Source organism: Mesorhizobium sp. M7A.F.Ca.US.008.03.1.1 (genome assembly GCF_003997495.1).
GTDB lineage: Bacteria > Pseudomonadota > Alphaproteobacteria > Rhizobiales > Rhizobiaceae > Mesorhizobium.
Map to the genome: position 1 here is coordinate 225,331 of NZ_RZRU01000004.1, position 26,488 is coordinate 251,818.

Annotated in this window: 26 protein-coding genes; 12 read left to right on the forward strand and 14 right to left on the reverse strand. The window is 61.9% G+C overall.

The features are described from left to right. The first annotated feature begins 52 nt into the window (after positions 1-52). Together EOA16_RS09030 and EOA16_RS09035 are read left to right on the forward strand one after the other, a co-directional pair. Positions 53-1,600: a helicase HerA-like C-terminal domain-containing protein gene (locus EOA16_RS09030; protein ID WP_127257258.1), complete on the forward strand. Its 1,548-nt coding sequence runs from the start codon at positions 53-55 to the stop codon at positions 1,598-1,600. Between the two features lie 160 nt (positions 1,601-1,760). Beyond that, complete coding sequence (locus EOA16_RS09035) at positions 1,761-2,603, forward strand: hypothetical protein (RefSeq protein WP_127257260.1); 843 nt, start codon at positions 1,761-1,763, stop codon at positions 2,601-2,603. 119 nt (positions 2,604-2,722) lie between these two features. Here the strand turns inward: EOA16_RS09035 and EOA16_RS09040 are convergent, their stop codons facing one another. Both EOA16_RS09040 and EOA16_RS09045 read right to left on the reverse strand, forming a co-directional pair. Next, a complete protein-coding gene (locus tag EOA16_RS09040; RefSeq protein ID WP_127257262.1) occupies positions 2,723-3,547 on the reverse strand; it encodes a L,D-transpeptidase in 825 nt (274 codons plus the stop codon). Positions 3,548-3,715: 168 nt separating this feature from the next. Continuing rightward, on the reverse strand, positions 3,716-4,378 hold the full coding sequence (locus tag EOA16_RS09045; RefSeq protein ID WP_024505547.1) for a haloacid dehalogenase type II: 663 nt from the start codon (positions 4,376-4,378) through the stop codon (positions 3,716-3,718). A 157-nt stretch (positions 4,379-4,535) separates the two neighbouring features. On the opposite strand from EOA16_RS09045, the gene EOA16_RS09050 reads away from it, so the two are divergent. The 4 genes from EOA16_RS09050 to EOA16_RS09065 all read left to right on the forward strand — a co-directional run bounded on the left by EOA16_RS09050 (position 4,536) and on the right by EOA16_RS09065 (position 7,676). Then, on the forward strand, positions 4,536-5,414 hold the full coding sequence (locus tag EOA16_RS09050) for a branched-chain amino acid aminotransferase (RefSeq protein ID WP_164754182.1): 879 nt from the start codon (positions 4,536-4,538) through the stop codon (positions 5,412-5,414). Positions 5,415-5,521: 107 nt separating this feature from the next. After that, on the forward strand, positions 5,522-6,121 hold the full coding sequence (locus tag EOA16_RS09055) for a superoxide dismutase (RefSeq protein ID WP_013532667.1): 600 nt from the start codon (positions 5,522-5,524) through the stop codon (positions 6,119-6,121). A gap of 157 nt (positions 6,122-6,278) precedes the next feature. Beyond that, positions 6,279-6,716 (forward strand): cytochrome c, encoded by a 438-nt coding sequence (locus EOA16_RS09060; protein WP_127257265.1) that lies wholly within the window; start codon positions 6,279-6,281, stop codon positions 6,714-6,716. Between the two features lie 9 nt (positions 6,717-6,725). Further along, the gene (locus tag EOA16_RS09065) at positions 6,726-7,676 is read left to right on the forward strand and encodes a cytochrome c (protein WP_127257267.1); all 951 of its coding nucleotides are present in this window, start codon (positions 6,726-6,728) and stop codon (positions 7,674-7,676) included. Here the strand turns inward: EOA16_RS09065 and EOA16_RS09070 are convergent. The 3 genes from EOA16_RS09070 to EOA16_RS09080 form a co-directional block, all read right to left on the reverse strand. After that, on the reverse strand, positions 7,673-8,080 hold the full coding sequence (locus EOA16_RS09070; protein WP_127257269.1) for an SET domain-containing protein-lysine N-methyltransferase: 408 nt from the start codon (positions 8,078-8,080) through the stop codon (positions 7,673-7,675). The two genes, EOA16_RS09065 and EOA16_RS09070, sit on opposite strands and share 4 nt — an antisense overlap. 157 nt (positions 8,081-8,237) lie before the next feature. After that, positions 8,238-8,864: a LysE family translocator gene (locus EOA16_RS09075; protein ID WP_127257270.1), complete on the reverse strand. Its 627-nt coding sequence runs from the start codon at positions 8,862-8,864 to the stop codon at positions 8,238-8,240. Then, positions 8,861-10,984, reverse strand: coding sequence for a S9 family peptidase (locus tag EOA16_RS09080; protein ID WP_127257272.1), 2,124 nt, complete (start codon positions 10,982-10,984; stop codon positions 8,861-8,863). The genes EOA16_RS09075 and EOA16_RS09080 overlap by 4 nt, the downstream gene beginning before the upstream one ends. Positions 10,985-11,148: 164 nt before the next feature. On the opposite strand from EOA16_RS09080, the gene EOA16_RS09085 reads away from it, so the two are divergent. Together EOA16_RS09085 and EOA16_RS09090 are read left to right on the forward strand one after the other, a co-directional pair. Next, complete coding sequence (locus EOA16_RS09085; RefSeq protein ID WP_127257431.1) at positions 11,149-11,517, forward strand: SH3 domain-containing protein; 369 nt, start codon at positions 11,149-11,151, stop codon at positions 11,515-11,517. Between the two features lie 445 nt (positions 11,518-11,962). After that, positions 11,963-12,388 (forward strand): MucR family transcriptional regulator, encoded by a 426-nt coding sequence (locus EOA16_RS09090; RefSeq protein WP_127257433.1) that lies wholly within the window; start codon positions 11,963-11,965, stop codon positions 12,386-12,388. A gap of 188 nt (positions 12,389-12,576) precedes the next feature. On the opposite strand, the gene EOA16_RS09100 is transcribed toward EOA16_RS09090, so the two are convergent. Both EOA16_RS09100 and EOA16_RS09105 read right to left on the reverse strand, forming a co-directional pair. Further along, positions 12,577-13,005: a SufE family protein gene (locus EOA16_RS09100; protein ID WP_127257435.1), complete on the reverse strand. Its 429-nt coding sequence runs from the start codon at positions 13,003-13,005 to the stop codon at positions 12,577-12,579. Positions 13,006-13,106: 101 nt separating this feature from the next. Beyond that, complete coding sequence (locus EOA16_RS09105; protein WP_027035810.1) at positions 13,107-13,460, reverse strand: DUF5330 domain-containing protein; 354 nt, start codon at positions 13,458-13,460, stop codon at positions 13,107-13,109. A 535-nt stretch (positions 13,461-13,995) separates the two neighbouring features. Here EOA16_RS09105 and EOA16_RS09110 point away from each other — a divergent pair. The 3 genes from EOA16_RS09110 (at position 13,996) to EOA16_RS09120 (ending at position 17,049) form a co-directional block, all read left to right on the forward strand. Then, positions 13,996-15,729: an ATP-binding protein gene (locus EOA16_RS09110; RefSeq protein ID WP_127257275.1), complete on the forward strand. Its 1,734-nt coding sequence runs from the start codon at positions 13,996-13,998 to the stop codon at positions 15,727-15,729. Continuing rightward, a complete protein-coding gene (locus tag EOA16_RS09115) occupies positions 15,704-16,501 on the forward strand; it encodes a peptidoglycan-binding protein (protein WP_127257277.1) in 798 nt (265 codons plus the stop codon). Before EOA16_RS09110 ends, EOA16_RS09115 begins: the two co-directional genes overlap by 26 nt. 200 nt (positions 16,502-16,701) lie before the next feature. Next, positions 16,702-17,049: a DUF1491 family protein gene (locus EOA16_RS09120; RefSeq protein WP_127257278.1), complete on the forward strand. Its 348-nt coding sequence runs from the start codon at positions 16,702-16,704 to the stop codon at positions 17,047-17,049. Here EOA16_RS09120 and EOA16_RS09125 read toward each other — a convergent pair. Next, a complete protein-coding gene (locus EOA16_RS09125; RefSeq protein ID WP_127257280.1) occupies positions 17,027-18,064 on the reverse strand; it encodes a hypothetical protein in 1,038 nt (345 codons plus the stop codon). The genes EOA16_RS09120 and EOA16_RS09125 overlap by 23 nt on opposite strands. Before the next feature lie 209 nt (positions 18,065-18,273). Here EOA16_RS09125 and EOA16_RS09130 point away from each other — a divergent pair, with 209 nt between their 5' ends. Then, on the forward strand, positions 18,274-18,462 hold the full coding sequence (locus tag EOA16_RS09130; protein ID WP_127257281.1) for a hypothetical protein: 189 nt from the start codon (positions 18,274-18,276) through the stop codon (positions 18,460-18,462). A 37-nt stretch (positions 18,463-18,499) separates the two neighbouring features. Here EOA16_RS09130 and EOA16_RS09135 read toward each other — a convergent pair whose 3' ends face one another. The 6 genes from EOA16_RS09135 to EOA16_RS09160 form a co-directional block, all read right to left on the reverse strand. After that, the gene (locus tag EOA16_RS09135; RefSeq protein WP_127257283.1) at positions 18,500-19,069 is read right to left on the reverse strand and encodes a DUF1254 domain-containing protein; all 570 of its coding nucleotides are present in this window, start codon (positions 19,067-19,069) and stop codon (positions 18,500-18,502) included. After that, entirely contained in the window at positions 19,062-19,646 is a 585-nt protein-coding gene (locus EOA16_RS09140; protein WP_127257284.1) for a DUF1214 domain-containing protein, read from the reverse strand. The genes EOA16_RS09135 and EOA16_RS09140 overlap by 8 nt, the downstream gene beginning before the upstream one ends. 121 nt (positions 19,647-19,767) lie before the next feature. Beyond that, positions 19,768-21,921 carry a penicillin-binding protein 1A gene (locus EOA16_RS09145; RefSeq protein WP_127257286.1) on the reverse strand — a complete coding sequence of 718 codons (2,154 nt, stop codon included), beginning with the start codon at positions 21,919-21,921 and terminating at the stop codon, positions 19,768-19,770. Positions 21,922-22,163: 242 nt separating this feature from the next. Continuing rightward, positions 22,164-23,603: an FAD-binding oxidoreductase gene (locus EOA16_RS09150; protein WP_127257287.1), complete on the reverse strand. Its 1,440-nt coding sequence runs from the start codon at positions 23,601-23,603 to the stop codon at positions 22,164-22,166. Positions 23,604-23,877: 274 nt separating this feature from the next. Next, positions 23,878-24,810: a dimethylarginine dimethylaminohydrolase family protein gene (locus EOA16_RS09155; RefSeq protein WP_013532649.1), complete on the reverse strand. Its 933-nt coding sequence runs from the start codon at positions 24,808-24,810 to the stop codon at positions 23,878-23,880. Between the two features lie 28 nt (positions 24,811-24,838). After that, a complete protein-coding gene (locus EOA16_RS09160) occupies positions 24,839-26,434 on the reverse strand; it encodes an amidohydrolase (RefSeq protein ID WP_164754184.1) in 1,596 nt (531 codons plus the stop codon). Positions 26,435-26,488: the final 54 nt, after the last annotated feature.

Here is a 26,488-nt window from a genome sequence, read left to right on the forward strand (position 1 = left end):
CCTGCGGCAAGGCCACTGGCTTTAAACACATCAGTTTGCGGAGACCGGACATATGGCTGACGACACCAGCATTTTCATCGGCGCCAGCCGCAAGCCCGACGACAGCTTTCAGCGTGCCGAGCAGTTGTTGTTGCAATACGGGAACCGTCACGGTCTGGTCACCGGCGCCACCGGCACCGGCAAGACCGTCACCTTGCAGATACTGGCCGAAGGTTTTTCCAACGCCGGCGTGCCGGTCTTCTGCGCCGATATCAAGGGTGACCTGTCCGGCATCGCCATGATCGGCACGGCACAGGATTTCCTGATCCAGCGGGCCGAACAGGTCAAGCTCGACCCCTACGACTTCCAGGAATTTCCGGTCATTTTCTGGGACCTGTTCGGCGAGCAGGGTCATCCGATCCGCGCCACGGTCTCGGAAATGGGGCCGTTGTTGCTGTCGCGCCTGATGAACCTGACCGAGGCGCAGGAAGGCATCATGAACATCGCCTTCCGCCTTGCGGACGAGGAAGGTCTGCTGCTGCTCGACATGAAGGACCTGCAAGCACTGCTGGCAAACATCGCCGAGCGCTCCGACGAGATCGGCTCACGCTACGGCAATGTAACGAAGCCCTCGGTCGGGGCTATCCAGCGCACGCTGCTGGTCCTCGAACAGCAGGGGGCCGCAAACTTCTTCGGCGAACCGGCATTGCGTATCGCCGATATCATGCGCACCACCCGCGACGGACGCGGCGCCATCAGCGTGCTTGCCGCCGACAAGCTGATGATGAATCCGCGGCTCTACGCGACCTTCCTGCTATGGCTGATGTCGGAACTGTTCGAGGTGCTGCCGGAAGTCGGCGACCCCGACAAGCCGAAGCTGGTGTTCTTCTTCGACGAGGCGCATCTTCTGTTCGACGAAGCACCTAAAGTGCTGATCGATCGCGTCGAACAAGTGGTCCGCCTGATCCGCTCGAAAGGCGTCGGCGTCTATTTCGTCACGCAGAACCCTTTGGATATCCCTGAAAAGGTTCTGGCCCAGCTCGGCAATCGCGTCCAGCACGCGCTGCGCGCCTATACGCCGCGTGAGCAGCAGGCAGTCCGGACGGCAGCCGAGACGTTCCGGCCAAATCCCGATTTCGACTGCATGACCGCCATTACACAGCTTGCCACTGGCGAGGCGCTGGTCTCGACGTTGGAGGCCAAGGGTGTTCCGTCCATGGTGCAGCGGACACTGATCCGCCCACCATCCTCGCGGCTTGGGCCCATAACGGCCGCTGAGCGTCAAAAGCTGATCCAGGAAAGCCCGGTCGCCGGCCAGTACGATCAGGCCGTCGATCGCGAATCGGCTTTCGAAATGCTGCAGAAAAGGGCCAAGGATGCGCAGGATGCCGAAGAGCAGGCCCAGCAGGCCGGCAGCGGCGGCTCGCGCTGGACCATTCCGGGATTCGGCAATGACGATCCGGCACCGCAATCGGGAGGCAGACGAGCACCCGCGCCGCGACCGTCCAACCGACAGACAGTGGCCGAGGCGGCGATCAAGTCGGTGGTTCGATCTGTAGGCTCGTCGGTGGGCCGGGCGATCGTGCGCGGGATATTGGGGAGTTTGTCGAGGGGGCGGTAAGGGAGCTGCATCGTCAGGTGTGTCTGCCATGGCGTTCGCGATGTTCGCCGCGTTGGTAAGGCAGACAAAGAAGAATTGTGCAATGACGCTGCGTGAGGCAGGCTGGGCTTCCGGTCTATCGTCGGCCGTGCAAAAATGTCGAAATTGAGGAGATCCGGTCATGACCGACGACAAGCCGATTTCAGGGGGCGACGTTACCAAGGATTGGCAGGCGACGCAGGGTCAGAAGTCGGGCGCCACGCGGCTGCGCCTTTTCGCCGCGCTTGCGTGGATAGTTGCCATTGGCGGCGAAATCGCCGGCATTTTTTTGCTCTACCGACATAAGTTCGATCAGGGAAACTTGCCGCTGCTGATCGGCATTCTGGTCGGGATCGCGATCTTCGCAATCGCCGGCAGCTTGCTGTGGAAGGCGGCCAACAGGCACGATCCGGCTCGCGAATCCGAAACGTTCAAATTCTTCGTCCAAAACCAGCTCGGCGCTATCATCACGCTGATCGCCTTCCTCCCACTGGTTCTCCTGATACTCAACGACAAAAACATGGATCCGAAGACCAAGAAGGTCGCCGGTGGCGTCGGCGCCGTGCTGGCCGTGCTCGCGACGCTGATCGGGGTCAGCTACCAGCCGCCATCGGTCGAGCAGTACACTCAGGACATGAACTCGTGCGCAGCCCAGATCAAGGCGGGGCAGCCGACCACGGCCTGTTCGCCCGAGGTCGCCGCCCAGGCGCAGGAGATCGCCACCGACTCCAGCACGGTCGCTGCAGCGACAAAGGACGCGGCACACCCCGCCGGTCAGGATGTCGTGTACTGGATCGCGCCGGAAAACGGCGCCGCAAAGTCCGAGACGGAGCATGTTTTCCACCTCTGCGCCGCCGTCAGCCCGCTGAAGGACAAGACCGTGAACAGCGGCTCGGTGACCGAGGCCTACGCACAGAACGCCATCCGCATCACCAAGCAGATCGAGATGGAACAAAAGCAGTGCGGGTTCACCACCTCGCAGTGAACCGCCCGCGGTTCTATCGCCCGGCCTACGCCGGGCAGGCCCCTGGACTCGATGTTGGCCTGCTCCGGAACGGCGGATGCCCGGAAGCGGCGAAGCCTCGCCGCCCGCACACTGTTGGCTCAGAAAATCGAATTCGTGATCGCCTTGACCGGTCCAAGCAGCACCGAGCCGTCCGGCACGCCGGCGTCGATCGGGATCGCCTGGCGATTGGCCGTCGCCACCATCGGTTGGCTGGCGTCGCTGGTCACGACGACCGGCGTCTTCGAGGGCACGCGGTCATAGAGGTCGATAATGTCCTGGTTCATCAGACGCACGCAGCCTGACGAAACCGACTTGCCGATCGACCGCCACTCCGGCGAGCCGTGCAGACGATAGAGCGTGTCGACATTGCCCTGGAACAGATAGAGCGCGCGTGCGCCGAGCGGGTTCTTCAGGCCGCCGGGCATGCCGCCATTGTCGGCGCTGTAGGGTTTCAGTTCCGGCTGGCGGGCTATCATTTCGTCCGGCGGCGTCCACTTCGGCCATTTCTGCTTCCACTGAACGACGGCGTCGCCGGACCATTCGAAGCCGGCACGGCCAAGGCCGACACCGTAGCGTATCGCCTGACCGCCTGGACGAACCAGATAAAGGAAGTGGCCGGTGGTGTCGACGACTATGGTTCCCGGCTTCTGTCCCGTCGGGTCGGGAACGATCTGACGCAGGAACTGCGGATCGATCTTGTCGACGGGGATGGCCGGCAAATCGAAGCCGCCGTCGCTGACTGCTGCGTACATCGTCACATAATCGGCCAGAGGCGGCTCGACATAGGTTGGTGGCGGCGGCTCGACCGGTCCCGGCCCGGTGGTGGCGCATGCCGAAACCGCGATCGAAGCGGCGCCAATGGCTGCGGCGTTGAGAAAGCCGCGACGGCTCAGGCGAAAAGATTCGATTTCGGTTTTGGACATGGTTGCCTTCTTTAAGTCTCAGGTCACAACAAAGCGTCAATGCGCCGACCGTTGTGCGGGTGGCTGACAACACTTGGGGCGATAGGCGGTTCCGATTCTGGCCTGAAGGTGGACAAACAAAGGCGAAGCTGTGACTGTGCCGCCACTGTGGCGCAAGAGCCACAGGTCTTAGCTGCCCGGCACCAGAGCTTCGAGTGAGGGCAGAATCAGGGCCGGCGGGAAGTCCCGGTATTCTTCGGGCTGGTTGGAACGGTTGATCCACACCGTGCGAAAGCCGAATTTGGTGGCGCCTGCAATGTCCCAGCGGTTGGACGACTGGAAGGAAACCGCGCCGGGGTACAGGCGCCAGCCGGTGGCGACCATGTCGTAGACCGCCGGATCGGTCTTGAAGCGCCGCACCGTATCGACGGAATAGATATCGTCCAGAACCTGGTCGAGCGCGGCGGACTTGACCGCGGCTTGCAGCATTTCGGGCGAGCCGTTGGACAGGATCGCCAGCCTCGCTCCCGAAGCCTTTAGCGCCTTGAGCACGGCCGGCACTTCCGGATAGCAATCCAGCCGCCAGTAGGCATCCAGCAATATTGCCTTGAGACCGGGGTCGGCCGAGGGGACCTTGCGCAAGGCGAAATCGAGCGCCTGTTCGGTCAGTTGCCAGAAATCGGCATAGGCGCCCATCAGCGTGCGCACCCAGGAATATTCGAGTTGCTTGGCGCGCCAGATCTCGGACAGCAACTGACCGTCCGGCCCGATCCGGTCGGCATGACGGCGCACGGCGGCATGCACGTCGAAAAGCGTGCCATAGGCGTCGAAGACATAGGCGGCGTATTGCATGACAACAGTTTTGAGGGCAGGTGCGACAAGGTGCAAGCGTTGATTGTATTGCGCCCCGGCACTGGCCTCAACAAAACTCCATGATGCCGGTTGACGGCGCCCGCCAAAGCATCTTCCAATGGCTGTCACACGAGACCGATCGAGACGGGATGACATGATGACACTGGCGGCTGCGGCGCAATCCACGACATGGACTTTCGTCGATGGTGATTGGCACGAGGGCAACGTCGCCATTCTGGGGCCGCGCAGCCACGCCATGTGGCTCGGCACCAGCGTGTTTGACGGCGGCCGCTGGTTCGAAGGCGTGGCGCCGGATCTCGATCTTCATGCCGCCAGGGTGAATTCCTCGGCGATCGCGCTCGGCCTCAAGCCGAACATGACCGCCGACAAGATCGTCGGGCTGACATGGGATGGGTTGAAGAAGTTCGACGGCAAGACGGCGGTCTACATCAGGCCGATGTACTGGGCCGAGCATGGCGGCTATATGGGCGTGCCGGCCGATCCCGCCTCGACCCGCTTCTGCCTTTGCCTCTATGAATCACCGATGATTCCGGCGACTGGCTTTTCGGTGACCGTGTCGCCGTTCCGGCGTCCGACCATCGAAACCATGCCGACCAACGCCAAGGCCGGCTGCCTTTACCCTAACAACGGTCGGGCCATTCTCGAAGCCAAGCTGCGCGGCTTCGACAACGCAATGGTGCTCGACATGCTGGGCAACGTCGCCGAGACCGGAACCTCGAACATCTTCCTGGTCAAGGACGGTCACGTCTTTACGCCTGCGCCGAACGGCACCTTCCTGTCCGGCATCACCCGCTCGCGCACGATAACGTTGCTCGGCGAATATGGCTTCAAGACCACGGAAAAGACGCTGTCGGTGCGCGATTTCCTCGAAGCAGACGAAATTTTTTCGACCGGGAACCATTCCAAGGTGGTGCCGGTCACGCGTATTGAGGATCGCAATCTGCAACCCGGGCCGGTGGCCAAAAAGGCGCGCGAACTCTATTGGGCTTGGGCGCATTCGACTTCCGCTGCTTGAGCGGATAAAAAGGCGATCGACGCTTCATCCGGAGTTGTCCCAACCCATTCCAGACCTATCTTACTCCGGTATCGAACACCGGATTTTTCCACGAGGGAGTACTATCCATGGCCTTTGAATTGCCCGCTCTGCCTTACGACTATGAGGCCCTGCAGCCTTACATGTCGAAAGAGACGCTGGAATATCACCACGACAAGCACCACAAGGCGTATGTCGATAACGGCAACAAGCTCGCCGCCGAGGCCGGCTTGGGCGATCTGTCGGTCGAAGAGGTGGTCAAGCAGTCGTTCGGCAAGAATGCCGGCCTCTTCAACAATGCCGCCCAGCACTACAACCACATCCATTTCTGGAAGTGGATGAAGAAAGGCGGCGGCGGCAACAAGCTGCCGGGCGCCTTGCAGAAGGCGGTCGATAGCGATCTCGGTGGCTACGACAAGTTCAAGGCCGACTTCATTGCCGCCGGCACGACCCAGTTCGGTTCCGGCTGGGCCTGGGTTTCGGTCAAGGACGGCAAGCTGGCGATCTCCAAGACGCCGAACGGCGAAAACCCGCTCGTCCATGGCGCGTCGCCGATCCTTGGCGTCGATGTCTGGGAGCACTCCTACTACATCGACTATCGCAACGCCCGGCCGAAATATCTCGAAGCGTTCGTCGACAGCCTGATCAATTGGGATCACGTGCTGGAATTGTACGAAAAGGCGAAGTGATCGATTTCCAGAAGCCCCGGTATCACCCGGGGCTTTTCTTTTCTGCGTTCCCGTAAGAGCAAAGGTCCGGCAAAAATCATCAGGGGGAAGGGAATTTTCCCTCTGTAGCATCCGTTAACGTCCTGTCCCGAAATGCCTTCATCATGGAGCCAATTGAATGAGAAAGCTTGTTATCGCCATCTCTATGCTCGCACTCGCGGCCTCGGCGGCTTTTGCCGACCCGATCCTCGACCGGCAGGCACTGATGAAGGAACGCGGAAAGATTGTCGGCGGCCTGTCGAAAGTGGTCAAGGGCGAGGAACCCTTTGATGCGGCGGCTGTGCTGACGCAACTTCAGGCGTTGCAGGCGAATGCCGAGAAATTCGATGCCGATGCGCTGTTCCCGGCCGGCAGCGACACCGGCGACACCACGGCCTCGCCGAAGATCTGGGAAGACATGGCTGGCTTCAAGGCAGCCGAGGACAAATATCTCGCCGACGTCAAGGCTGCGGTCGCTGCGGCTCCCGCCGATGCCGACGCGCTGAAGACGCAAGTCGGCGCTATCGGCTCCGATTGCGGCACCTGCCATCAAGGCTACAGAATCAAGAAGGGCTGATCACCAGCCATGGCATGGCTGAAAAAACTTGTCGGCGCCGTCGTCATTCTGGGCGGCGTCGGCGCGGTTGCCGGGTGGGTCCTGTCGGCGCCGGTGAGGCTCGACAGGGAAACCCTGGCCAAGCTCGGTCCTGGCGACGCTGCCCGGGGCAAGCGCATCTTTTATGCCGGCGGTTGCACATCCTGCCATGCAAAGCCGGGCTCACAGGGCGACGCGCGGCTTCAGCTCGTTGGGGGCCTCGAACTCAAGACGCCGTTCGGAACCTTCGTGCCGCCCAACATTTCGCAAGACCCCAAGGACGGCATCGGCGCATGGTCGGTCGAGGATCTCGCGAATGCCATGCTGAAGGGCGTGTCGCCGTCGGGCGAGCACTTCTATCCGGCGTTTCCCTATGCCTCCTACGCGCGCATGAATCCGGCCGACATCGCCGACCTCTATGCCTTCCTCAAGACGCTGCCGGCAGTCGCCGGCAAGGCGCAGGGCAATTCGCTCGATTTCCCCTTCAACATCCGTCGCGGCATCGGCCTGTGGAAATTGCTCTACCTCAGTGACCAGCCGGTCGTTGCCTTCCCCGAAGGCACGCCCGATCCGGTGATATCAGGCCGCTACCTGGTCGAGGGGCCAGGCCATTGCGGCGAATGCCACACGCCGCGCGATCTCTCCGGCGGCACGAAGAAGAACGAGTGGCTGGCGGGGGCCGTGGCCGCCGAAGGCAGCGGCGTCGTGCCAAACATCACGTCGGGCGAGGGCGGTCTAGGCAACTGGTCGGAGGCTGACATCGCCAACTATCTCGAAACCGGCTTCACGCCAGATTTCGATTCCGTCGGCGGCGCCATGGTAGACGTGCAGCGGAATATCGCCGAACTGACGCCGCAGGACCGTGCGGCCATCGCCGCCTATCTCAAGGCGATCCCGGCGCATCCAAACGGCTATCCGGCCCGCAAGAAGACGGCGAACTAGACCGAGCCTGCGGATGACAGGTGGCGGTCGCCGAGAAAATCGAAGCCCGTTTCGAAGAAATGGTTGTAGTTGCAGGTCAGCTCTTCGCCAGGCGCGATGTCGCGCAGCGCAAAGCTCTCCTCGGGTGAGGAGACGTCGCAGTTCGGCTCGTCGGCATGGTTCATATAGCGCGCGTCGTCGGCTTCGAAGACGATGTAGTTCGGATCGCGGCGGTCGGGATAGGAGTAGCGATCGAGATAGCTCTTCACCGGGCCGGCCGCGCGCTCATAAGTCTCGACCTCGATGAGCCGATCGAACCTTGGGTCCAGCTTCCAGATCAGAGTACCGCGAGGAATGTGCTTCTTGGCAAAGACGCCGATTCCCTGGATGGACGATTTGTCGAGATAGACGTCGACGAGCAGCATATTGGACCTTTACGCGATTGGAGGCTGTCAGGCCGGGAAAAGCCGCGCACTGGGTAGCGCGCGGTCATCGCAATTGCGAGTGAAAATGAGCAACGGGAACTTCAAAAATCCTGATCACCCAGCCCTCCGGAAAGGGCGCGTCGATCATCGTCTGGAGTCAGCGTTGCTGCAGCGCCAGACGGACGCCCAAAGCGCAGTAGATGCCGCCGACAACTTTGCCCTGCCATCGTAACACTGACGGATTTCGGCTCAGGAACGTGCCGAGCCGGCCAGCGCTCACGGCAAAGACGACCGTGCTGGAAAGGCCCAGTACGACGAAGATCGCCCCCAACGCGGCCATCTGAAGCATCACCGTTCCGTTTTCAGGCCGCACGAACTGAGGCAGGAAGGCGAGGAAGAACAGAGCGGTTTTGGGGTTGAGCACTTCGGTCAGGACAGCCTGTCGAAACGCCTTGCCGGCAGGGATCGCAAGCGCGCCGGCGGCCGGGTTGGCTGGTGTTTTCTCCATGATCGCGCGGACGCCGAGATAGATCAGGTAGACTGCGCCGATGTACTTTATGACGCTGAACAGCGTCGCCGACGCGGCTATGATCGCCGATATGCCGATCATCGCCATGACGGTGTGAAAGACATCGCCGGCAGCGATCCCGGCGCCCGTCGCGATGCCGACCCTGGTTCCGGAACTCGTTGCCCGGGCGATCGTCTGCAGGGTGGCGGGACCTGGAATGAAGACGAAGCCGAGCACGACCGCAGTGTAAGCGATCAGGGTGGTGAGATCGATCATTTGTTGGTTGCTCCCGTAAGCTGCGCCTTGCCCATCACTTTCAGCGCGAAGGAATAGGTGTAGGCGATCTCTTCCAGCCGCGAAAACCGGCCGGAAGCGCCGGCGTGGCCGGAATCCATGTTGATCTTGAACAAAACCGGATTGTCGCCGCTCTTGCGATCGCGCAGCCGTGCCACCCATTTGGCCGGTTCCCAATAGGTGACACGCGGATCGGTGAGCCCGGCCAGCGCCAGGATCGGCGGATAGTCGTGATCGGCGACATTGTCATAGGGCGAGTAGGCGGCAATGGTCCGGTAGTCGTCGGCGGAGGCGATCGGGTTGCCCCATTCGGGCCATTCCGGCGGCGTCAGCGGCAGGGTCGCATCGAGCATGGTGGTGAGCACATCGACGAAGGGAACCTCGGCGACGATGCCGCCAAAACAATCCGGCGCCATATTGGCAACGGCACCCATCAGCATGCCGCCGGCCGAACCGCCCTGCGCGATGATACGGTCATGCGCCGTGTAGCGCTCCGTGACCAGATGGCGCGCGACGGCGATGAAATCGGTGAACGTGTTCATCTTGTTCTCCCTCTTGCCGTCATCGTACCAGCCATAGCCCTTGTCCTTGCCACCGCGAACGTGAGCGATGGCGAAGACAAAGCCACGGTCGACCAGCGAGAACCAGTTGGTGTTGAAGGCGGCCGGCACGGTGATGCCATAGGAGCCGTAGCCGTAAAGCAGGCAAGGTGCGGATCCGTCCAGCGGCGTGTCGCGATGGTGCAAAAGCGATGTCGGCACCAGTTCGCCGTCGCTCGCCGGCGCCATCAGGCGCCGCGTGACATAGTGGTCCGCATCATGGCCGGACGGCACTTCCTGGGTCTTCAGCAGCACCCGCTCGCGGGTGCGCATATTGTAGTCGAACACTTGCGCGGGCGTCGTCATCGACGAGTAGGAAAAGCGCATGATCTCGGTGTCGTACTCATAAGAACCCGACAGGCCGAGCGAGAAGGCCTCCTCGTCGAGGGACAGAAGATGCTCCTCGCCGCTAATACGGTCGCGCACCACAATGCGCGGCAGGCCTTCCTTGCGTTCGAGCCGGACCATGTGGTCCCTGAAGCCGATCACCGACAGGATCAGCCGGCCGGACTCGTGCGGCACCAGTTCCTGCCAGTTGGCGCGCACGGGATCGCTCGCTGGTGCCGTCATGATCTTGAAATCCTTGGCGCCGTCGGCATTGGTCAGGATGAAGAAGATATCGCCACCTTCTTCCAGCTCGTACTGAAGGCCAATCTCGCGCGGCGACACCAGTTTCGGTTCGGCAAACGGATCGTCGGCGCGCATCAGGCGGTATTCCGAGGTCTCGTGATCGTTGATGCCGATCATGATCCACTCGTTGTTGCGGGTGCCGTCGACATTCATGAAGAAGCCGGGATCGGTTTCTTCATAGATGAGCCGGTCGCTTTGCGGGCTGTCGCCAAGCGCATGGAACAGCACCTTCGACGGGCGGTGGTTGGGGTCGAGACGTGTATAGAAGAAGCCGTCATTGCCGGCGTTCCAGACACCTGAACCGCCGGTGTCGGGAATCTGGTCCGCAAGCTCCCTGCCGTCGGCAAGGTCACGAACGCGAAGCGTGTAGAATTCGGAACCCTTGTCGTCGAATGCCCACAGCAGCCTTGCGTGGTCGGCCGAATGGTCGACGCCGCCAAGACGGAAATAGGCCTTGCCCGCGGCCTCCGCGTCGCCATCGAGCAGGATATGCTCGGCACCGCCGTCGCGCGGCATGCGGAAATAGCGCGGCTGCTCGCCGCCAAGCTTGAAGGACGAGCCGTAGGCATAGGGTCCATCCTTCATCGGCACGGAAGAATCGTCTTCCTTGATACGGCCCTTCATCTCCTTGAAAAGCTGCTTTTGCAGTTCGACCGTGTCGGCCATCAGCTTCGACTGGTAGGTATTCTCCGCCTCGAGTTCTGTGCGGATCGCCGCATCGAGCAATGACGGGTCGCGGAACATCTCCTGCCAGTTGTCGGCCCGCAGCCAGGCATAGTCGTCGGTTCGCGTGATGCCGTGATGCGTGTCGGAAACCGGCCGCTTCTCGGGCGTTGGCGGGCTGACGATCGGAAATATGGATGTCTTGGTCATTGCGTCTCGCTTTGCCAGTATCTTCAATGGGCCAGTATCTTGAATGGACCATCTCGAATGGAGAAATATCTTGAATGGCAAATGAACACGCCGATCAGGGCAGGTTCAAGAGCCGGAGCGTATGGGTTGTGTCGGCTCCAGGAGATGAGCCGGGAGGAGAGATGATGACTATTTGGTCTCGCACTGCTGCGGCTTTCGCCGTTGCTTCGCTAACTCTGGCCTTTGCCGGCCAGTCTCATGCGACCGTATTCGCGGCTTGGCAAGTGGCCAATGTGCCGTTCGGCGACACGCTCAATGTACGCAAGTACCCTTCGGGAACATCCCAGAAGCAGGCGGGATATCCGAACGGGACCGTTCTGCAGATGACCGGGCGATGCACCGGCGGAATAAACCTGCTCGACATCGCCACCCAGCCGGCATGGAAGCAGGAACAAAAGATTCGCTATCGCTGGTGCGAAGTCTGGCATGATCCGGCCCAGAACGGCAATTTCGTCACCGGCTGGACCTATGGAAAATACATCACCCCGCATTGATTGACGCGGCGGCAATCAGCCCATCGGTTGGATGACAGGAATGTCGCCTGATTGCTTGCGTATGACCACGGCAACCTGTGGTTTTGTTGACAAATGTGAACAACCAATATTGCTCGAGCGATAGCGAAGCAAGATCAAACATTAAAACCCGTTTCGTGAGTTGCCACGAATGTAACGGCGCGCTGACGTTACGTCAGCCGCCCGCCGCTGGGAGCGCGAAATATCGATAAATTACACAATGCACGAAAGATTGAAGCTGATCTCGGAATAATTGATCAATATCGTTCAATATAGCGCGAGGGGAGAATTGACTTACTTGGTCTGCACGCTCATTGATGTGCCCGCGACACGAATCGTAGAAACTCTACCTGCACAAAATTCGTGCGATGCCCTGTTTGTAAAAAAGGGCGCAGATCGATGTAACTCTTGTTGGGGCCAGAAGACCATGGATATTGTCGAAACACCTTCCAGAAACAGCGATGCGCTGATCGAATTGACCGCCGATGTGGTGGCCGCCTATGTCAGCAACAATCCCGTGCCGGTCGGCGAATTGCCGAACCTGATATCCGATGTCCATGCTGCGCTTCGGCGTGTGGGCGGAACCGCCGAACAGCCGCCTGCCGATAAGCAGAAGCCGGCGGTTAACCCGAAGCGGTCGGTTCATGACGACTACATCGTCTGCCTTGAAGACGGCAAGAAGTTCAAATCGCTGAAGCGCCACCTGATGACCCACTATGACCTGACGCCGGATCAGTATCGCGAAAAGTGGAACCTCGATCCTACCTATCCGATGGTTGCACCCAACTATGCGGCTGCCCGGTCTCAGCTCGCCAAGAAGATGGGTCTCGGCCGCAAGCGCAAAGCGCGGTAATCGCTGCCAGAGCAATTCCAGAAAAGTGTGAAACGGTTTTCCCGGGAAAAGCGCATAGCGCTTTCCCTTGGGAATTGCGTCAAAATAAGCCAGATCGGATCGACATCAACGGCGCCTTCGGGCGCCGTTTGATTTTGGGGCGCCGTTTGATTTTGCGAGCCGCGACGCACGAATCGGGTCTGGAAGCGTCAGGCGGTCTGTTTGAGCGCTGCCTCGGCGTCGCGCTTGATGCGCTTGACCATTGAGCGAAGGCCGTTGGCGCGCTGCGGCGACAGATGTTCGTCGAGGCCGAGTTCTTTCAATGTGGCTTCCGCATCGGTCTTCTGGATTTCGCTGGCGGTCCTGCCGGAAAACAGCGCCAGCATGATCGCGACCAGCCCACGCACGATGTGAGCGTCCGAATCGCCGGTAAAGGTGATGACTGGGTCGGCTCCAGTTCCGCGTTCAGTGGTCAACCAGACCTGGCTGACGCATCCCGGCACCTTGTTGGCGGGGCTGCGCTGCTCGTCGGGAAATGGCGGCAGCGCCTCGCCGAGTTCGATGACATAGCGATAGCGGTCTTCCCATTCCTCAAGGAACGAAAAATCGTCGCGGATCGTCTGGATCGTCGTGGCCATAATGCCGGATATAGTCACGCGGCGGCTCCGCGTCACGGAAAAAACAAGGACACCGCGGGCGTCGAGAGGCCAGACAGCCCGCGGCGCGCCGTCGAGACGGCTTAATTCTGAGGCGGCAGGTTGACGGTCTCGGGCAAGACGATTTCTTCGGGCAGGCTGCCGGTCATCGTCGACGTGTCGGGGCCGGCAGCGGACTTGTCGTCCATCATCGCTGCCGCGATCTTGGCGGTCTCCTTGGCGCGGGCGGTGATGGTGTGCATCGCCGACTTGCCGGTCTCGCAGACATCGGGTTTGCGTTCGCAAATGCCGGCGATGTCGCCAACCGCTTCGCGTGCCGCAAACAGGGCCTGGATCGGTCCGACGCTTTCGCGGCCCGATTCATCGGGGCCGACAGCCAGCGGCAGCGCCAGCAGCACCAGGGAAAACCAGAAAGCCATTCTTATGAGGAAGACCATGCCCTTGCCCTCTCGTCGTGACCGGATCATGCATCCATATGGCATGACCTCTTTTGTAGGCAGGATCTTGGCACACAGGCGCAAAGGACGGCTTGCGGGCAAAGCGACAATTTTCCTCAAATTTTAGGCAAATTCGAAACGAGCCGTTGTGCAATCGGTTTGTCTCAAATCTGAATAAGTTTTCTTAACAGGAGATAACCATTTATCTCCATGCTTTTACTGCATTTTTTCTGAAATCCCGGAGTCCGGGTGCCGTGTGCGCCCAGCCGATGGGTGCCGTCGCCGGATAACTCTCCGTTTACTATGGCTGCATTTGCCCGTGCTTTCTGCCGCCGGCATCCCGATATTTGCCGCAGGCCGGGCCTTGGTCGGCCCTGCCTTATCCATTCCTTAAACGCTGAATGCGAGTTTCAAAGCCAACCAGAACCATCTGCAAAGCAGAGCTGTCCACGACAAGTGCGAGTGCGTTGAGTTGAGTTCAATCAAGGCCAGATACGTTGAATTGCCTGGTGCGATTGCCGCCGGTTGCGAACGTATGGTCCATCCGTCCATCCTTGGGCGGAGCGACCGCGAGCGCCAGCGCCGCTTCATCGGCGTCATGCTCGCCGCCCCTTTCTTTGTCGCCGGCGCTGCGGTCACGCTGGTCACTTCAGGCATGGGCGTCGCCGTCACAATGGCCGCCATCTTCGCCGCCTTTGGCCTGTGCTGGTTCGTCGCCCTGCTGGTGGCGGCGACCGGCAAGATGGCGATAGCGAGTTGGGTCGCCCTGGTGCTGGCCGGCATTTCTCTCGGCAGTCTCATTGCCGCCGCAGGGGGGCTGAGTTCGCCTGTCGCCATGCTTGTCGTGGCGCTGCCTTTCGAAGCCTGGTGGATAGGCACCTCGCGGCGTGCAGCACTGTGGGGAGCCGTATCGGCCGCTGTCGCCATCCTGGCTCAGCCTTTGGCCGGAACCGTGTTCCCATTCGCAGGAGCGCAGATCGCGACGTGGCACTGGCTGGTGCCGTTGGCCTGGACGCTCACACTGATCCCGCGCGCATCGGCATTTCAAAACACGGCCGATGCGGCTGATGTGCTCGACACTGCCGACCGGCTCGAAGACATCATCGATGCGGTGGTCTTGCGCATTGCCCGTCATGGCGAGGTCCTGGACGCGTCGCCAAAGGCCCGCACGCTTTTGAAACTGCCGCCCGAATTGCTGTCCGGAAACGGCCTCTTCGATCGCGTCCATCTGTCGGATCGCGTTTCCTATCTCAGCGCAATGGCCGACATGCGTGACGGCGCACTGTCGCGCCGGCTCGAATTGCGCATCCGGCTGCCTCAGAATGGCAATGGCCTGACGGCCGATAATTACCGGCCGTTCTCGCTTGATCTGGTGCGTGGTGAGGAACAGGGTGACGTCTTCACGCTCGTCCTGCGGGAGAATGACGAGATCGCCCGGCTGCGCGAGGATCTCGCGGCGGCCAATGAGGCGGCCGCATCCGCCGAGGTGGCGAAGGGGCGCTTCCTGGCAGTGGTCAGCCACGAACTGCGCACGCCGTTGAATGCCATTATCGGCTTCTCGGATATGCTGCTGCATGAGATGTTCGGCGCCTTCAAGGATCCGCGCCAGAAGGAATATGTCGGCTTGGTACGGGATTCGGGCCAGCATCTGCTCGCCGTCGTAACCTCGATACTCGACGTGTCCAGGATTGAATCGGGCGTCTATGCGACCGAACCCGAGCCGTTCCGCTTCGCGGAAGCGGTCGACATGTGCCAGTCGATGATGCAACTGCAGGCGCAGGCCAAGAACATCGATCTGCAGGCGCAGATCGCGCCGGACGCCGGCGACATCAATGCCGATCGGCGCGCCGTGCAGCAGATGCTCATCAACCTGGTCTCCAACGCGATCAAGTTCACTCCCGACGGCGGCGACGTCGTCGTAGGTGCCAAGCGGATCGGTTCGCGCCTGCATTTCTGGGTCAGGGACACCGGCATCGGCATCGCCGAGGAGGATTTCGCCAATCTCGGCAAGCCCTTCATGCAGATCCAGAACGACTATACCCGCCGTTTCGAGGGGACAGGTCTTGGCCTTTCACTGGTCAAGGGCCTGGTGGCGCTGCACGAAGGCACGATGTCCATCGAAAGCATGCCGGGCGAGGGCACCACGGTGACCATCAGCCTGCCAGTGAACGGACCGAAGGGACATCAGGCGGAGAAGGCCGGCGTGCTGACCATGCCTGTGGCGATGGCGAAAGGGGACAGAGATGGCTCGCTCCGCAAAACCGGCTAAGGCGGTCAAGCGCCGCAGCAATGCCTTTCAGGACGGCGCTGTCGCCGTCGGCGGCATGATCTCGCGCAATCCTGTCCTGGTGGGCGGCTCGACGGCATTCCTGGTGACGCTGTTCTACGTCTCCGCAAATGCCCTGTGGTACCAGCCTTTCCCGCATGCCGGCGCATTTTTCGCGACCCGCAGCATTGCGGGCTTTCCGCACGCGACGCCCGACGAACCGGAGACGACATTCAACATCGTGCGGCCATCCGGTGCGCCGGCGCCGATCAAGGGCGATCCGGTTGTCGAGCAGGTGCAAGGCATATTGAAGGATCTCGATTTCTATTCGGGAACGGTCGACGGCATTTCCGGACCCAACACCCGCAAGGCCATCCAGGACTATCAGCAGAAGGTCGGGCTCAACACGTCCGGCGAGATCGACGCGCTTCTGCTCGATCAACTGGGCGCGACGCCGAAGACCGCTTCCGTCGTACCCAGGCCGCAGCCGCGCCCGGATATGCCGGCCGCCGTTCCGGTGTCTTTGCAGACAGGTTCAGGACAGACAAATTCCGGGCAGGTGGATGCCGCGACGCAAGCGCCCGATGCCCGCATCGTCAAGATTCAGGCCGGGCTCAAGGCGTTCGGCAATGACGACATGCAGCTGGATGGTGTCGTCGGCACGCGCACCAAGGCGGCGATCAAGGAATTCCAGTCGCTGTTCGGGCTGCCGCAGACCGGCGAGCCCGATGAGATCGTCTACGTCAAGATGCGCGAGATCGGCCTGACCAACTGACGGCTGAACGACGGCTCGCCCAGCGGCGGAAATATCGACAAAGCAATTCCAGGAAAAGTGTGAAACGGTTTTTCGTCCGGAATCGCGTTTCCTTGAAACGGCAAACTACTTTAGAGAAGCCGCCTGCCTTATTTTCATGCATGCCGTTGTTCCAAAACCGGGACCCACTTTTGGGCGGCATGCATTCGCGGAGTTTTCTCATGCGTGTCACATCGGATCTGTGGGTCTCGGCCCTGTTGCGCCGGGTTTTCGGCGCCGGCGGATTTGCCGCCGTGGTCAAGCGCGGCGCGACCGAGGCCGGCGCTGTTTTCGTGCTGGCGCGGGGCAGGCTGGGCGAGGTCGCCCTGTTCGGCCCGGCGCCGCAGACAAGCTACGATTCGGCCAAGCCCGACGACCGGTTTTTCACTCTGCTCGGAGCCGGCGAGGATGCCGCGATGCTCGACGCCAGGCTGGAAAGGGAGAAAAGATTCGATCCCGACATCTGGGTGGTCGAGATCGAGGCCGGCACCGTGCCCGTCGAGGAGCTTATTTCCGTGAAGACGCCCTGAGGCCGGAGGTCTCAGCCGCATCGTCGCTGTTCGATGCCATGCGGGTATCGCTGTTTGCCGGTGCGGCGTCGCGAACCACCCTCGAGAGGGTCTCGGCTTTCCACGACCGCATCTTGTCCTGGGCCGCCTCGCGATGCAGCAGCCGGTAGCGGTCGAGGAAAGTCCGGATAGCCTGCGGATGCGGGAACTGGCTGGGATAAACGGCAACCGTGATCAGGAAGGCCCTGTCTTCGCCGAGGTCGAGCGAGCGCAGTGCCGCAAGCAGCGAGGCATAATTCTGGTTGGCGGTGAGCGATCGCGCGATCTCGAAATCGATATCGAGTGCATCGGCGAGCGCGGTCTGGAAGAACGCGGCGTTTCCCGTCAGAGCTGTCTCGCGCAATTTCACATAGGTGTCGACGCCCTTGAAAGGGTCGGCGCCCGTCGCTGTCGCCTCATCGCCGGTGCGCATCATCGAGCGCAGCCTGCGCCGTGCATTCTCCGCTGCGACGCCGAGCGCCTGTTCCCGGGCGGGCTCGCCGGAGGCGGTTTCCGCGCTCGCTGGCGCGATCTTGTCTGCCGCGGCGGCGTTCGCTTCCGGGTCCGGCGCGCGCACCAGGGTTGGCCTCTCGAGGGCCCTGATCAGATCAGCAATGGTCGGGTTCAAGCCCTTGCGGCGCGCGATGGCACGCGCATGCGGCAGGCCATGCCGCCCGATCAGGGCGATGAGATCAATGTCGCTGACGGCGCGTGAGCGGATGAGCAGCGGCGCGGCAATGTCGACCGCTTCCTCGCAAAGACGGCGCACTAGGGCGGCGGGTGCGTATTCGCATTCGGAAAGGGCGGCCGCCACGTAACGGCGAGATTCGACGGACACGTCATTGAACAGTGGCAGCGTCAGGTCTTCGAGTTGACCGATCTCGCGGCGTGAAGGGCGGGTGAGCGAGCAGAACGCCGACACCGCGGCGCGAAACAGCCTTTCGGCCTTACCCGAGTCTTTTCGTACCGCGATTTGCCTGAAGTCCGAAGATGACACGAAGGATACGCCTGTACTCGACACAAACTTGGCCGCGCTCGACCGGGACTGTGCCGGTTTCGCGAGCGCCCCGGTCAGGACGTCCTGACCTCAAGACAAAGATCAAGTTAGCGACGATCCGTTAGCGTTCCGTTAACCCTCTGCCGGCCTTAATGACATTTGGAGGCGTTGCGTTGTGCTCCGGGGAAACCGAGAGGAATGCGCGAACCATGGGCATGGTACTGTCTTTCGTGCCGCGTACGGCACCAAACACCAGAGCAAAGCAAACCGCCGAAATGCCGGCGGCGGTGATCATCTTTCCCGGCATCCGTTATGAGCGGTCGCATGCCGGCGAAGTGCGGCCGGCGGATCCCGACAAGGCGGGGTCGCCAGGAACAAAACCGGTCCCGCACCACTGAGTTTCAGCGGCCACCGACCACTGGTCCGGGATCATGTCTAGAAGTCCTGCAACTCGCAGGAACTCTGTTCGAAGAAGTGTGACACGATCGGCTTCCAGCTGCTGTCGGGCACGAAGGCGCGGATGACGAAGATGCCTTCCTCCATCGGCGCTTCGACGAAGATCGCCCGCTGAAGATCCTCTGGAAGATCCTTGCGCACGTCGATCATCTGCGCCGGCGTCAGCACGACGGCATCCAGAACGCCGCCGGTCGCTGTGTGGTCGTTGAAGGAATAGATGTTGTGGCCGCTGCGGTCATAGACCGACACCGACCAGAACGGGACATGTCCAGGTGCCTTGACGCGGACCATGCCTTCGCCCAGATCGAACCGGCAGGCCGTCGCGTAAAACAGGGGGTCGACGGATTTCACCACGGGCGCCCCACCGGCCTCGGCATCGAGTCGCGTCATCTTGTATAGATCCGACGCCATGGACAGCCGCGACCAGGCATCGCGTTCGGAAAACTCGGGCACCAGCAGCAGCACGGCGATGTGCACGATGCCAGCGCCGAGCAGGCCGAGCAGGACGGCATGCAGAAGTCCGCGCATCGCAGCGTAAAAGCTACGCATCGCAGCCGACCTTGACGATATGCGGCAGCGAGACGTCCGAAAGGCCGGTGCTGCTGGCGATCGGCGTGTCGTAGAAGGTCAGCACGAAATACATCCTGCCGAAGCCGTCTGTCAGCAGCCAATTGCCCGGCATCGGGTGATGGCCAGCGGAAATGATCACCGAATTGTCGGCCTGGCGCACCACCCCGTAGGATTGCAGCGCTGCCAGCCGGGATTTGCCGGTCTCGACCACGCTGAGCGACTGGTCGGCGGCATAGAGCGTCCAGAACCGCGCCGTCGGAAATCCACCTTCGATTGTGTAAGTGCATTCGCGCTTGAGCTCGGCGCCGGCCGCGTCTCGCTCGGCGACGAAGGACAGCCCCTCGGCGCGGCCGAGCGCAAGCACACCCTCGCGCGCCACGCGGGCCTTGGAATAGGGATCGGCGGACGGTGTGCCGATATCGGGAAAGGCCGTCCATTGGCCGATCCTGATGGCGCCAACACCATCTTGGACTTTCAGCGCATACCAAACGCTGCCGCCACCGCCGACGATGGCTATGGCAAGCGAAAACAGCGTCAGGAAGGCAGTTTTGAGCATGAGGGGCCGGGGACACCGAAGAGTTGCCGCTCGGGGATATCGCGGCGCAGGGCCTCGTGGCAAGCGGGCCGATGGATTTGCCGCCCCGGACCAGTCGGAAAGACCTGCCCAGTCGGAAAGATCACAGCGCCGACAGCGTCTCCGGCGGTTGAGGCGTACTGAGGACGGGCGCCGACTGGAACAGCCCGGTCATGTCCCGCAGCGTCTGAGTCGTGCGGCTGGACAGCACCGGCGGCCGTTCGGCGGCTGCATCGGCCGCGGCCTGATCGTCGCTCTTCTTCTGTGCTTCCTCGGCCTTTGCAGCGATCTCCTCATCGACGAAGGGCTTGTCGATGCCCGGGATCGGCTTGAGGTCGATGTTCTGATGCGCGTAGACCATCAGGCGCTGCCACACCATCGCCGGCAGCGAGCCACCCGTCATGTTCTTGGTCGGCGTGAAGTCGTCATTGCCCATCCATACCGCCGCCGTGTAGTTGCCGGTGAAGCCGACAAACCAGGCGTCGCGGTAGGATTGCGTCGTGCCCGTCTTGCCGGCGACGACGATGTTGGGAAGCTGAGCCCGCCGCGCCGTGCCCATCACCGGCACTGCCGCCAGCATGGTGTTCATCGATTTCAGCGCCTGCTCCGACAGCACCCGGTGCGGCGGCGGCGCATCCTTGGCGAAATCATAGACCACCTCGCCAGTGCGGGTGACGAGCTGGCTGATGCCGTGCCGGGAGCCGACAAAGCCATTTTCGGCGAACACGCTGTAGCCCGTCGCCTGGTCCATCACGGTCATGCCCGAGGTGCCGAGAACCATCGTCTTATGTGCTTCGATCGGTGATTCCACACCCATCGCCTCGGCCATGGCCTTGATCGGGCCGATGCCGAGATGGTCCTTGGCCAGCCGCACCGGCACGGTGTTGATCGATTTGGCCATCGCCATGATCAAGGTGACGTTACCCGCCGACCCGCCATTGTAATTGTGCGGTGACCAGCTGCCCCAACTGATCGGGCCGCCGGAAATAATGGAGTTGGGAGTGAAGCCGTGTTCCATCGCCGTTGCGTAGACATAGGGCTTGAATGACGAGCCGGTCTGGCGCAGCGCCTTGGTGGCGCGGTTGAACTGGCTGGCACCATAGTCGCGGCCGCCGACGATGGCGCGCACGGCGCCGTTGGTCTCGATGACCACGACCGCGCCCTCGGTGACGTTATACTCCTTGCCGAACTGGCGCAGGTGGAACTCCACCGATTCTTCCGCCGCCTTCTGGATGTTGGCGTCGAAGGTCGTGTGGGCGACGAGCGAGTGCTGGCCCGGCTTGGCGATCTTCTTGACCTCGTCGAATGCCCAGTCGAGGTAATAGTCAGGGCTTTTCTGTTCGCCGCGGTCAACGACATCGGCCGGGTGCAGCCTTGCCTGCAGGACCTGACCCTCGGTCATGAAGCCGGCATCGACAAGGTTGGACAGCACCACATTGGCGCGCGCACGCGCTGCCGGCAGGTTGATGTGCGGCGCATATTTGGTCGGCGCCTTGAACAGGCCGGCCAGCATCGCCGCCTCGGCCAGGTTCAGGTCCTTGACGCTCTTGCCGAAATAGAAGTCGGCGGCAGCCTCGATGCCGAACGTGCCGCCGCCCATATAGGCGCGATCGAGATAGAGCTGCAGGATCTCTTTCTTCGACAGATTGGCCTCGAGCCACAGCGACAGGAAAGCTTCCTTGATCTTGCGCTCCAGCGTGCGCTCATTGGTGAGGAACAGGTTCTTGGCCAACTGCTGGGTGATGCTCGAGCCGCCCTGGACGACGGAATTCGCCCGCACATTCTCGAAGATCGCCCGTGAAAGGCCCAGTACGTCGATGCCGTAGTGATCGAAGAAGCGGCGATCCTCGGTGGCAAGCACCGCCTTGATGACGTGATCGGGCATCTCATCGACCGGCACGGAATCGCGCTGGATGATGCCGCGCTGGCCGATCTCGTTGCCGTAGCGGTCGAGGAAGGTGACGGCGAAGTCGCCTTGGGCGCGCCAGTCGCCGGCCGTGTCCTGGAAAGCCGGAATGGCCAGCGCCAGCATCACCACGATGCCGCCGGCGCCGAGCGTAAAACCTTCGCTCAACAGTTCGATGATGCCACGGCGCCAGCCGTTGACGCGGAAGCGCCGCGAGAAGATCGTCGCGGATTCCCAGAACTGGCGCGCCTTGAAACCGATCTCGTAGAGCGAGGAATCGATCCACGCGTCGAGCGCCAGCAGCCGGGCGGCGATCGGACCTCTTCTCTTGCGCGGTTCAGGACTGGCCATTCGAAATCCGGCTAGGCAATTGCACGACCTGAGAACCGCAAACGGGCAAATTCAGGGCGATGCATTCCGCAAGACTATTCCTCCATTTTTTCAGCACTCACAAGGGCGTCGAAGACACAGCATCGGGTTTGTTGCTGATGGGTCGGGCCGGGAGTACAGCCTGACGCCAACAGCATGTGAAAGTAAAAGCCCGAGCCTCCAGCGGCGACGTGAGCTTTTTATGACTGCAGCACGGGCGCGCCTCAAGCAGCTCGCAGGCCTTCCTTCGGACGCAAGTTCTGGTTCATGCGGAACAGGTTCAATGGGTCGTAGCGCTGCTTGATTTCCAGAAGCCGTCGATGGTTGCCACCATAGGCCGCTTCGACCCGGTCGACCTCGTCCTCCGGCATGAAGTTCACATAGGCGGTGCCGGCGGCATAAGGTTTGGCCGCCTCGTAGATTGCACGAGCCCAGTCGGTGCAGGCTTTGTCCATCGCCGGTTCGCGCCAGCGGGCGTGAACGTTCATGACGAAATGCGAACTGCGCTGTGGAAACGCCGTTGCGTCCGCCTTGACTCGACCTGCCGCGCCGCCGACGTGGCCGATAAATATTTCGCATTCGGGTCCCGGCAGCTTGGCTATTGCCCCCGTGACGACCGCAGCCGCCTCCTCGGAAAACTCGGTGAAGTCATGGCTCTTCCAGTAGTTACGGGCGCCGGGCGTGAGCAGCGGATCGAACGCCTGCTGCCAGCCGGTGAACGGGTTAAGGCCAACCACGTCGGCAATCGGCGTGCCGATAGCTCGAAGTTTTTGCGTCGCCTTTTCGCCTGCGTCTATGTCGCCGCAATAGCACATGGCCAGAACCAGAACCTCCTTGCCATGCCACTCCGCGGGCAGGAAGGGCAGCGGCGGCGCCTGCCGCATGACCACCCAGCAGGTCAACTCGTCAGGAGCGGTTTCGAGCGCCTTGCGATATTCCCGCAGCACCTTTTCGGCATCGGCGAAGGGATGAACGACAAGCCCCGCCAGCACTTGCGGTCCAAACTCATGGAGATGGAACTCGAATGCCGTGACGACGCCGAAATTGCCGCCGCCGCCGCGCAGCGCCCAGAACAAGTCCGGATTTTCGGTCTGGCTGGCGCGCAGCAATTTGCCGTCGGCGGTGACCACATCGGCGGAGGCAAGACTGTCGATGGTCAGGCCGAATTTGCGGGTGATCCAGCCGAAGCCGCCTCCCAGTGTCAGGCCGGATATGCCCGTGGTCGAGTTGATGCCGGTCGGTACCACCAGCCCGAAGGCCTGCGTTTCCTTGTCGACATCGGCAAGCGTCGCGCCAGGCCCTACCCATGCCCGCCGCGCCGAGACATCGACCCGTACCGACTTCATCAACGACAGATCAATCATCAGGCCACCGTCGCAGACCGCACTTCCGGCAATGTTGTGGCCGCCGCCGCGCACGGAGACGAGAAGCCTGTTCTCCCTGGCGAAATTCACGGCACTGACGACATCGGAAGCGCCGACGCAGCACACGATCAGCCCGGGCCGTCGGTCGACCGTGGCATTCCAGACAGTTCGTGCTTCGTCGTAAGCGGCATCGCCTTCGCTCAGCACTTTGCCGCGCAATTGTGCCGAAAATGCTTCCAGGGCTGCGGCGTCGATTGTCGTTTTGCCGCGTTCAAGCGTGGTGAGGCTCATGGTGTTCATGGTTTCCTCCCGATTTGCAGATGAGCTGTCCCTCTCCCAAAAAACATTTTTACTGTGCGCTTATATTAGCTATCGTGCAAGTTTCGCATCGGCCAGCGTTGCGGCACCCAAGCGGGCGTCCGCAGCCGATGCAGTGAATTGCATTGGCTCGGCCACATAGTACCGCCAGCCGCCATCTCAGCCGGTTTGCACGCGCGACCTTGCACACTCGGCAGCCAGGATGCCGATCATGCCGATGCGAATGTGAACGAAGCAGCGTGCGCTATCTCGCTCCTCAGGCCGGTTCGCGCTTCAGCGCCTGCGCCATGCAGTGGATGCCTCCGCCGGTCTTCGAAATCTCGCTCATGTCGACGGCCGCGACCTCGAAACCGCGGGCCTTGAGCTGGCCGATCAGCGACTGGCTGGAGGTCGGCGCGATCACCCGGTCTTTTCCAAGCGACATGAAGTTGCAGCCGAGCGCCATCGTGTCCTGGAACGGCACGTCGATGATTTCGTGGCCCTTGCCCTTCAGCCAGTCGACAATGCCGGGTTCGGTGCAGGCAAGGCAGACGGCGGTCAGTTTTTCGGCGATCGGCACCACCATCAGATCGATATGGACGTAATATTCGTCGATGAAGGCGATGCGGGTTTCCCAGCCTTCCTTATCGAACCAGGCCTGTACCTGGCGCGCGCCTTCTTCCTGCGTGCGGGCGCCGCCGCAGCCGATCAGCACGACGCCGTCCTCGATGACGTTGAAGTCGCCGCCCTCGAACGTACCAGCCGTGACCATGTCGTAGATCGGGATGCCGAGCTTTTCGTAGGTGCGGATCGCGGCATAATTCTCGCCGCGCCGCCACCAGTTGGCCATGGCGGTGATGAAGGCGCCGTAGGGCGTCATGACGCTGGAATCGCGGGAATAGACCTGCATCGGCAGCTCAGGCGTCGGCTCGTGCCAGTGGATGTTGACGCCGAAATGCTCGTAGGCGGCGACAAGGTCCTTATGCTGTGCCTGCGCGATCTGGACGTTGCAGGGCGCCTCGCGCAGATGCTTTCGCGACAGCGAGCTGGTCGACAGATGACGCAGGAAATTGGGCGAACCGAGCAGGACGTCGGTCAGCACGTCGGTCTCGTTGGCGAAGCCCCAGGCGGTCAGCGGCTTGGTGCCGCCGGCGGGGTTTCGGCGCTGCAGCGAAAATGGCTCGGCGACAATGCGGTCATGAACGGTCATGCGATGCTCCTTGTGATCAGATCAGCGGTCATTTGGCTTGGGGAATGCTCGGTATCCACCAGTCCCGTCCGCGCGGGGTGGTGACATATTCCGGCCAACGGAAATGGATGGGTGGTTCGTAATCGCAGAGCGGGGCGATCCAGTTAGAGCCGCCGATTCCGCCGCCGGTGCGAGCGACGAATTCATTCATCGCCGCATCGCGGGCGGTCTGGTCTTCCAGCAGGCGAAGGGCGGCGAGCGCAATCGTGCGGGAGGCGCAAGCCACCATCGGGTCGATGGTGGCGGGAATACCGCCCAACGCATTCATTGCCCATGACGGATAGGGGTAGCCGGTTTCCGAACGCAGCGCCGGGCGGGCGACATAGAAGCGCGCCGTCGGCGTATGCCAACTCATGTCGGTGTAATCGTCGGAGGTCGAATTGACCTGCGAGGGCGGCAGGTCGCGGCGCAGGATCGCTTCCGCTGCCTGCGGCTCGATCAGGCGCTCCAGCTCTTCGATAAACGGCTCGTCGCTCGCCAAGCGCCCGGCATTGACCTGTATTTCGCGCGCGACGGCTTTGGCGTCTTCGTCCCAGCGCGGCGGCCCGACCGTCGACAGTGCTTCATAGGCGATCTCGGCCATCGCATGATTGGCAAGTCCCGGTCGTGACTTCGACACCCAATGCCGCTCGATGCGGCAACCACTCATCGCTGCCGCCGCCTCGGCATTGCGGTCGAGCACCGCGGTGACCCGCTCGGCCATGGCAAGCGTCGGCACGCGGATCATGTACTGGATCTCGGCCAACCCCGCCGGCAAATTGTCGGCGGTCGCCTGGCCGGCAGTCAGGATCGCCTCGCTGATCGACCAGCCGCCCTGGTGCGGCAGCATGGAATCGCGCAGAGCCTTGGAGGCCATGTACATCATCATCAATGCGTCGTTGGCGCCGGGGGCGCGCGCCGCCGAATGTGCTTGCGGAATGGGTGCGGCACCCGGAGCCAGCGCCCAGCGCTCCGGTTGGTCGCAGATGAAGCGATAGATCATCGCGTAGGCCGCGCCGCAATGCGTGTCCCAGCGCGCCGTGTTGCAGAGCGGCATCATGTAGAACGGATGGAAGGAGATCATGCCGGCAAGGCCGTCATAATAACCCTTGGCGGCATGGATCGGCTTCGACCCGCGCACCTTTTCCGCCGGCTCGCCGGTGAAGCGCAGCGTGCCGGATATGCCGTGGCGCTGCATCGCCGCCTTGGTCGCCAGCAGCCCGCCGAGGCTCGAAATGCCCAGCCCGGAATGCGGGTCGGTGTGGCCGCCGGCCTGGTGGCCAAGTCCCCGGCGCGGACGCTCGACCGTAGCGGCATCCTGGCAATTGCCCGGGACCGCGTCGTATTCGGCGTACATGCCGATGGTCGGGCCGGGGCCGTTGGTCCAATGCGCGCAGAAGGCGGTCGGCATGCCGCCGGAACCTTCTTCGACGGAAAAGCCTTCGAGTTTCAGTCGCTCGACATACCAGGCGGCGGATTGATACTCCCGCCACGCGGTCTCGCCGAAATCGAAGATGGTGCGTGTCCACGCGGACAACAACGGCTGGATGCCGTCGAGACAGGCAAGGGCGGTTGCTTGCGCCGAGGTGGCCACCGGTTTCTCCATGGCATGAGAAGAAAGCAGTGAAGCGGTTCGCTAAAAAGTGATATGTTTTCCCGG

Excerpts from the sequence above, each read along its gene's own strand:
- EOA16_RS09030 (WP_127257258.1), top strand. The coding sequence starts at position 53 with ATGGCTGACGACACCAGCATTTTCATCGGCGCCAGCCGCAAGCCCGAC.
- EOA16_RS09035 (WP_127257260.1), top strand. The coding sequence starts at position 1,761 with ATGACCGACGACAAGCCGATTTCAGGGGGCGACGTTACCAAGGATTGG.
- EOA16_RS09040 (WP_127257262.1), bottom strand. The coding sequence starts at position 3,547 with ATGTCCAAAACCGAAATCGAATCTTTTCGCCTGAGCCGTCGCGGCTTT.
- EOA16_RS09045 (WP_024505547.1), bottom strand. The coding sequence starts at position 4,378 with ATGCAATACGCCGCCTATGTCTTCGACGCCTATGGCACGCTTTTCGAC.
- EOA16_RS09050 (WP_164754182.1), top strand. The coding sequence starts at position 4,536 with ATGACACTGGCGGCTGCGGCGCAATCCACGACATGGACTTTCGTCGAT.
- EOA16_RS09055 (WP_013532667.1), top strand. The coding sequence starts at position 5,522 with ATGGCCTTTGAATTGCCCGCTCTGCCTTACGACTATGAGGCCCTGCAG.
- EOA16_RS09060 (WP_127257265.1), top strand. The coding sequence starts at position 6,279 with ATGAGAAAGCTTGTTATCGCCATCTCTATGCTCGCACTCGCGGCCTCG.
- EOA16_RS09065 (WP_127257267.1), top strand. The coding sequence starts at position 6,726 with ATGGCATGGCTGAAAAAACTTGTCGGCGCCGTCGTCATTCTGGGCGGC.
- EOA16_RS09070 (WP_127257269.1), bottom strand. The coding sequence starts at position 8,080 with ATGCTGCTCGTCGACGTCTATCTCGACAAATCGTCCATCCAGGGAATC.
- EOA16_RS09075 (WP_127257270.1), bottom strand. The coding sequence starts at position 8,864 with ATGATCGATCTCACCACCCTGATCGCTTACACTGCGGTCGTGCTCGGC.
- EOA16_RS09080 (WP_127257272.1), bottom strand. The coding sequence starts at position 10,984 with ATGACCAAGACATCCATATTTCCGATCGTCAGCCCGCCAACGCCCGAG.
- EOA16_RS09085 (WP_127257431.1), top strand. The coding sequence starts at position 11,149 with ATGACTATTTGGTCTCGCACTGCTGCGGCTTTCGCCGTTGCTTCGCTA.
- EOA16_RS09090 (WP_127257433.1), top strand. The coding sequence starts at position 11,963 with ATGGATATTGTCGAAACACCTTCCAGAAACAGCGATGCGCTGATCGAA.
- EOA16_RS09100 (WP_127257435.1), bottom strand. The coding sequence starts at position 13,005 with ATGGCCACGACGATCCAGACGATCCGCGACGATTTTTCGTTCCTTGAG.
- EOA16_RS09105 (WP_027035810.1), bottom strand. The coding sequence starts at position 13,460 with ATGGTCTTCCTCATAAGAATGGCTTTCTGGTTTTCCCTGGTGCTGCTG.
- EOA16_RS09110 (WP_127257275.1), top strand. The coding sequence starts at position 13,996 with ATGGTCCATCCGTCCATCCTTGGGCGGAGCGACCGCGAGCGCCAGCGC.
- EOA16_RS09115 (WP_127257277.1), top strand. The coding sequence starts at position 15,704 with ATGGCTCGCTCCGCAAAACCGGCTAAGGCGGTCAAGCGCCGCAGCAAT.
- EOA16_RS09120 (WP_127257278.1), top strand. The coding sequence starts at position 16,702 with ATGCGTGTCACATCGGATCTGTGGGTCTCGGCCCTGTTGCGCCGGGTT.
- EOA16_RS09130 (WP_127257281.1), top strand. The coding sequence starts at position 18,274 with ATGGGCATGGTACTGTCTTTCGTGCCGCGTACGGCACCAAACACCAGA.
- EOA16_RS09135 (WP_127257283.1), bottom strand. The coding sequence starts at position 19,069 with ATGCGTAGCTTTTACGCTGCGATGCGCGGACTTCTGCATGCCGTCCTG.
- EOA16_RS09140 (WP_127257284.1), bottom strand. The coding sequence starts at position 19,646 with ATGCTCAAAACTGCCTTCCTGACGCTGTTTTCGCTTGCCATAGCCATC.
- EOA16_RS09145 (WP_127257286.1), bottom strand. The coding sequence starts at position 21,921 with ATGGCCAGTCCTGAACCGCGCAAGAGAAGAGGTCCGATCGCCGCCCGG.
- EOA16_RS09150 (WP_127257287.1), bottom strand. The coding sequence starts at position 23,603 with ATGAACACCATGAGCCTCACCACGCTTGAACGCGGCAAAACGACAATC.
- EOA16_RS09155 (WP_013532649.1), bottom strand. The coding sequence starts at position 24,810 with ATGACCGTTCATGACCGCATTGTCGCCGAGCCATTTTCGCTGCAGCGC.
- EOA16_RS09160 (WP_164754184.1), bottom strand. The coding sequence starts at position 26,434 with ATGGAGAAACCGGTGGCCACCTCGGCGCAAGCAACCGCCCTTGCCTGT.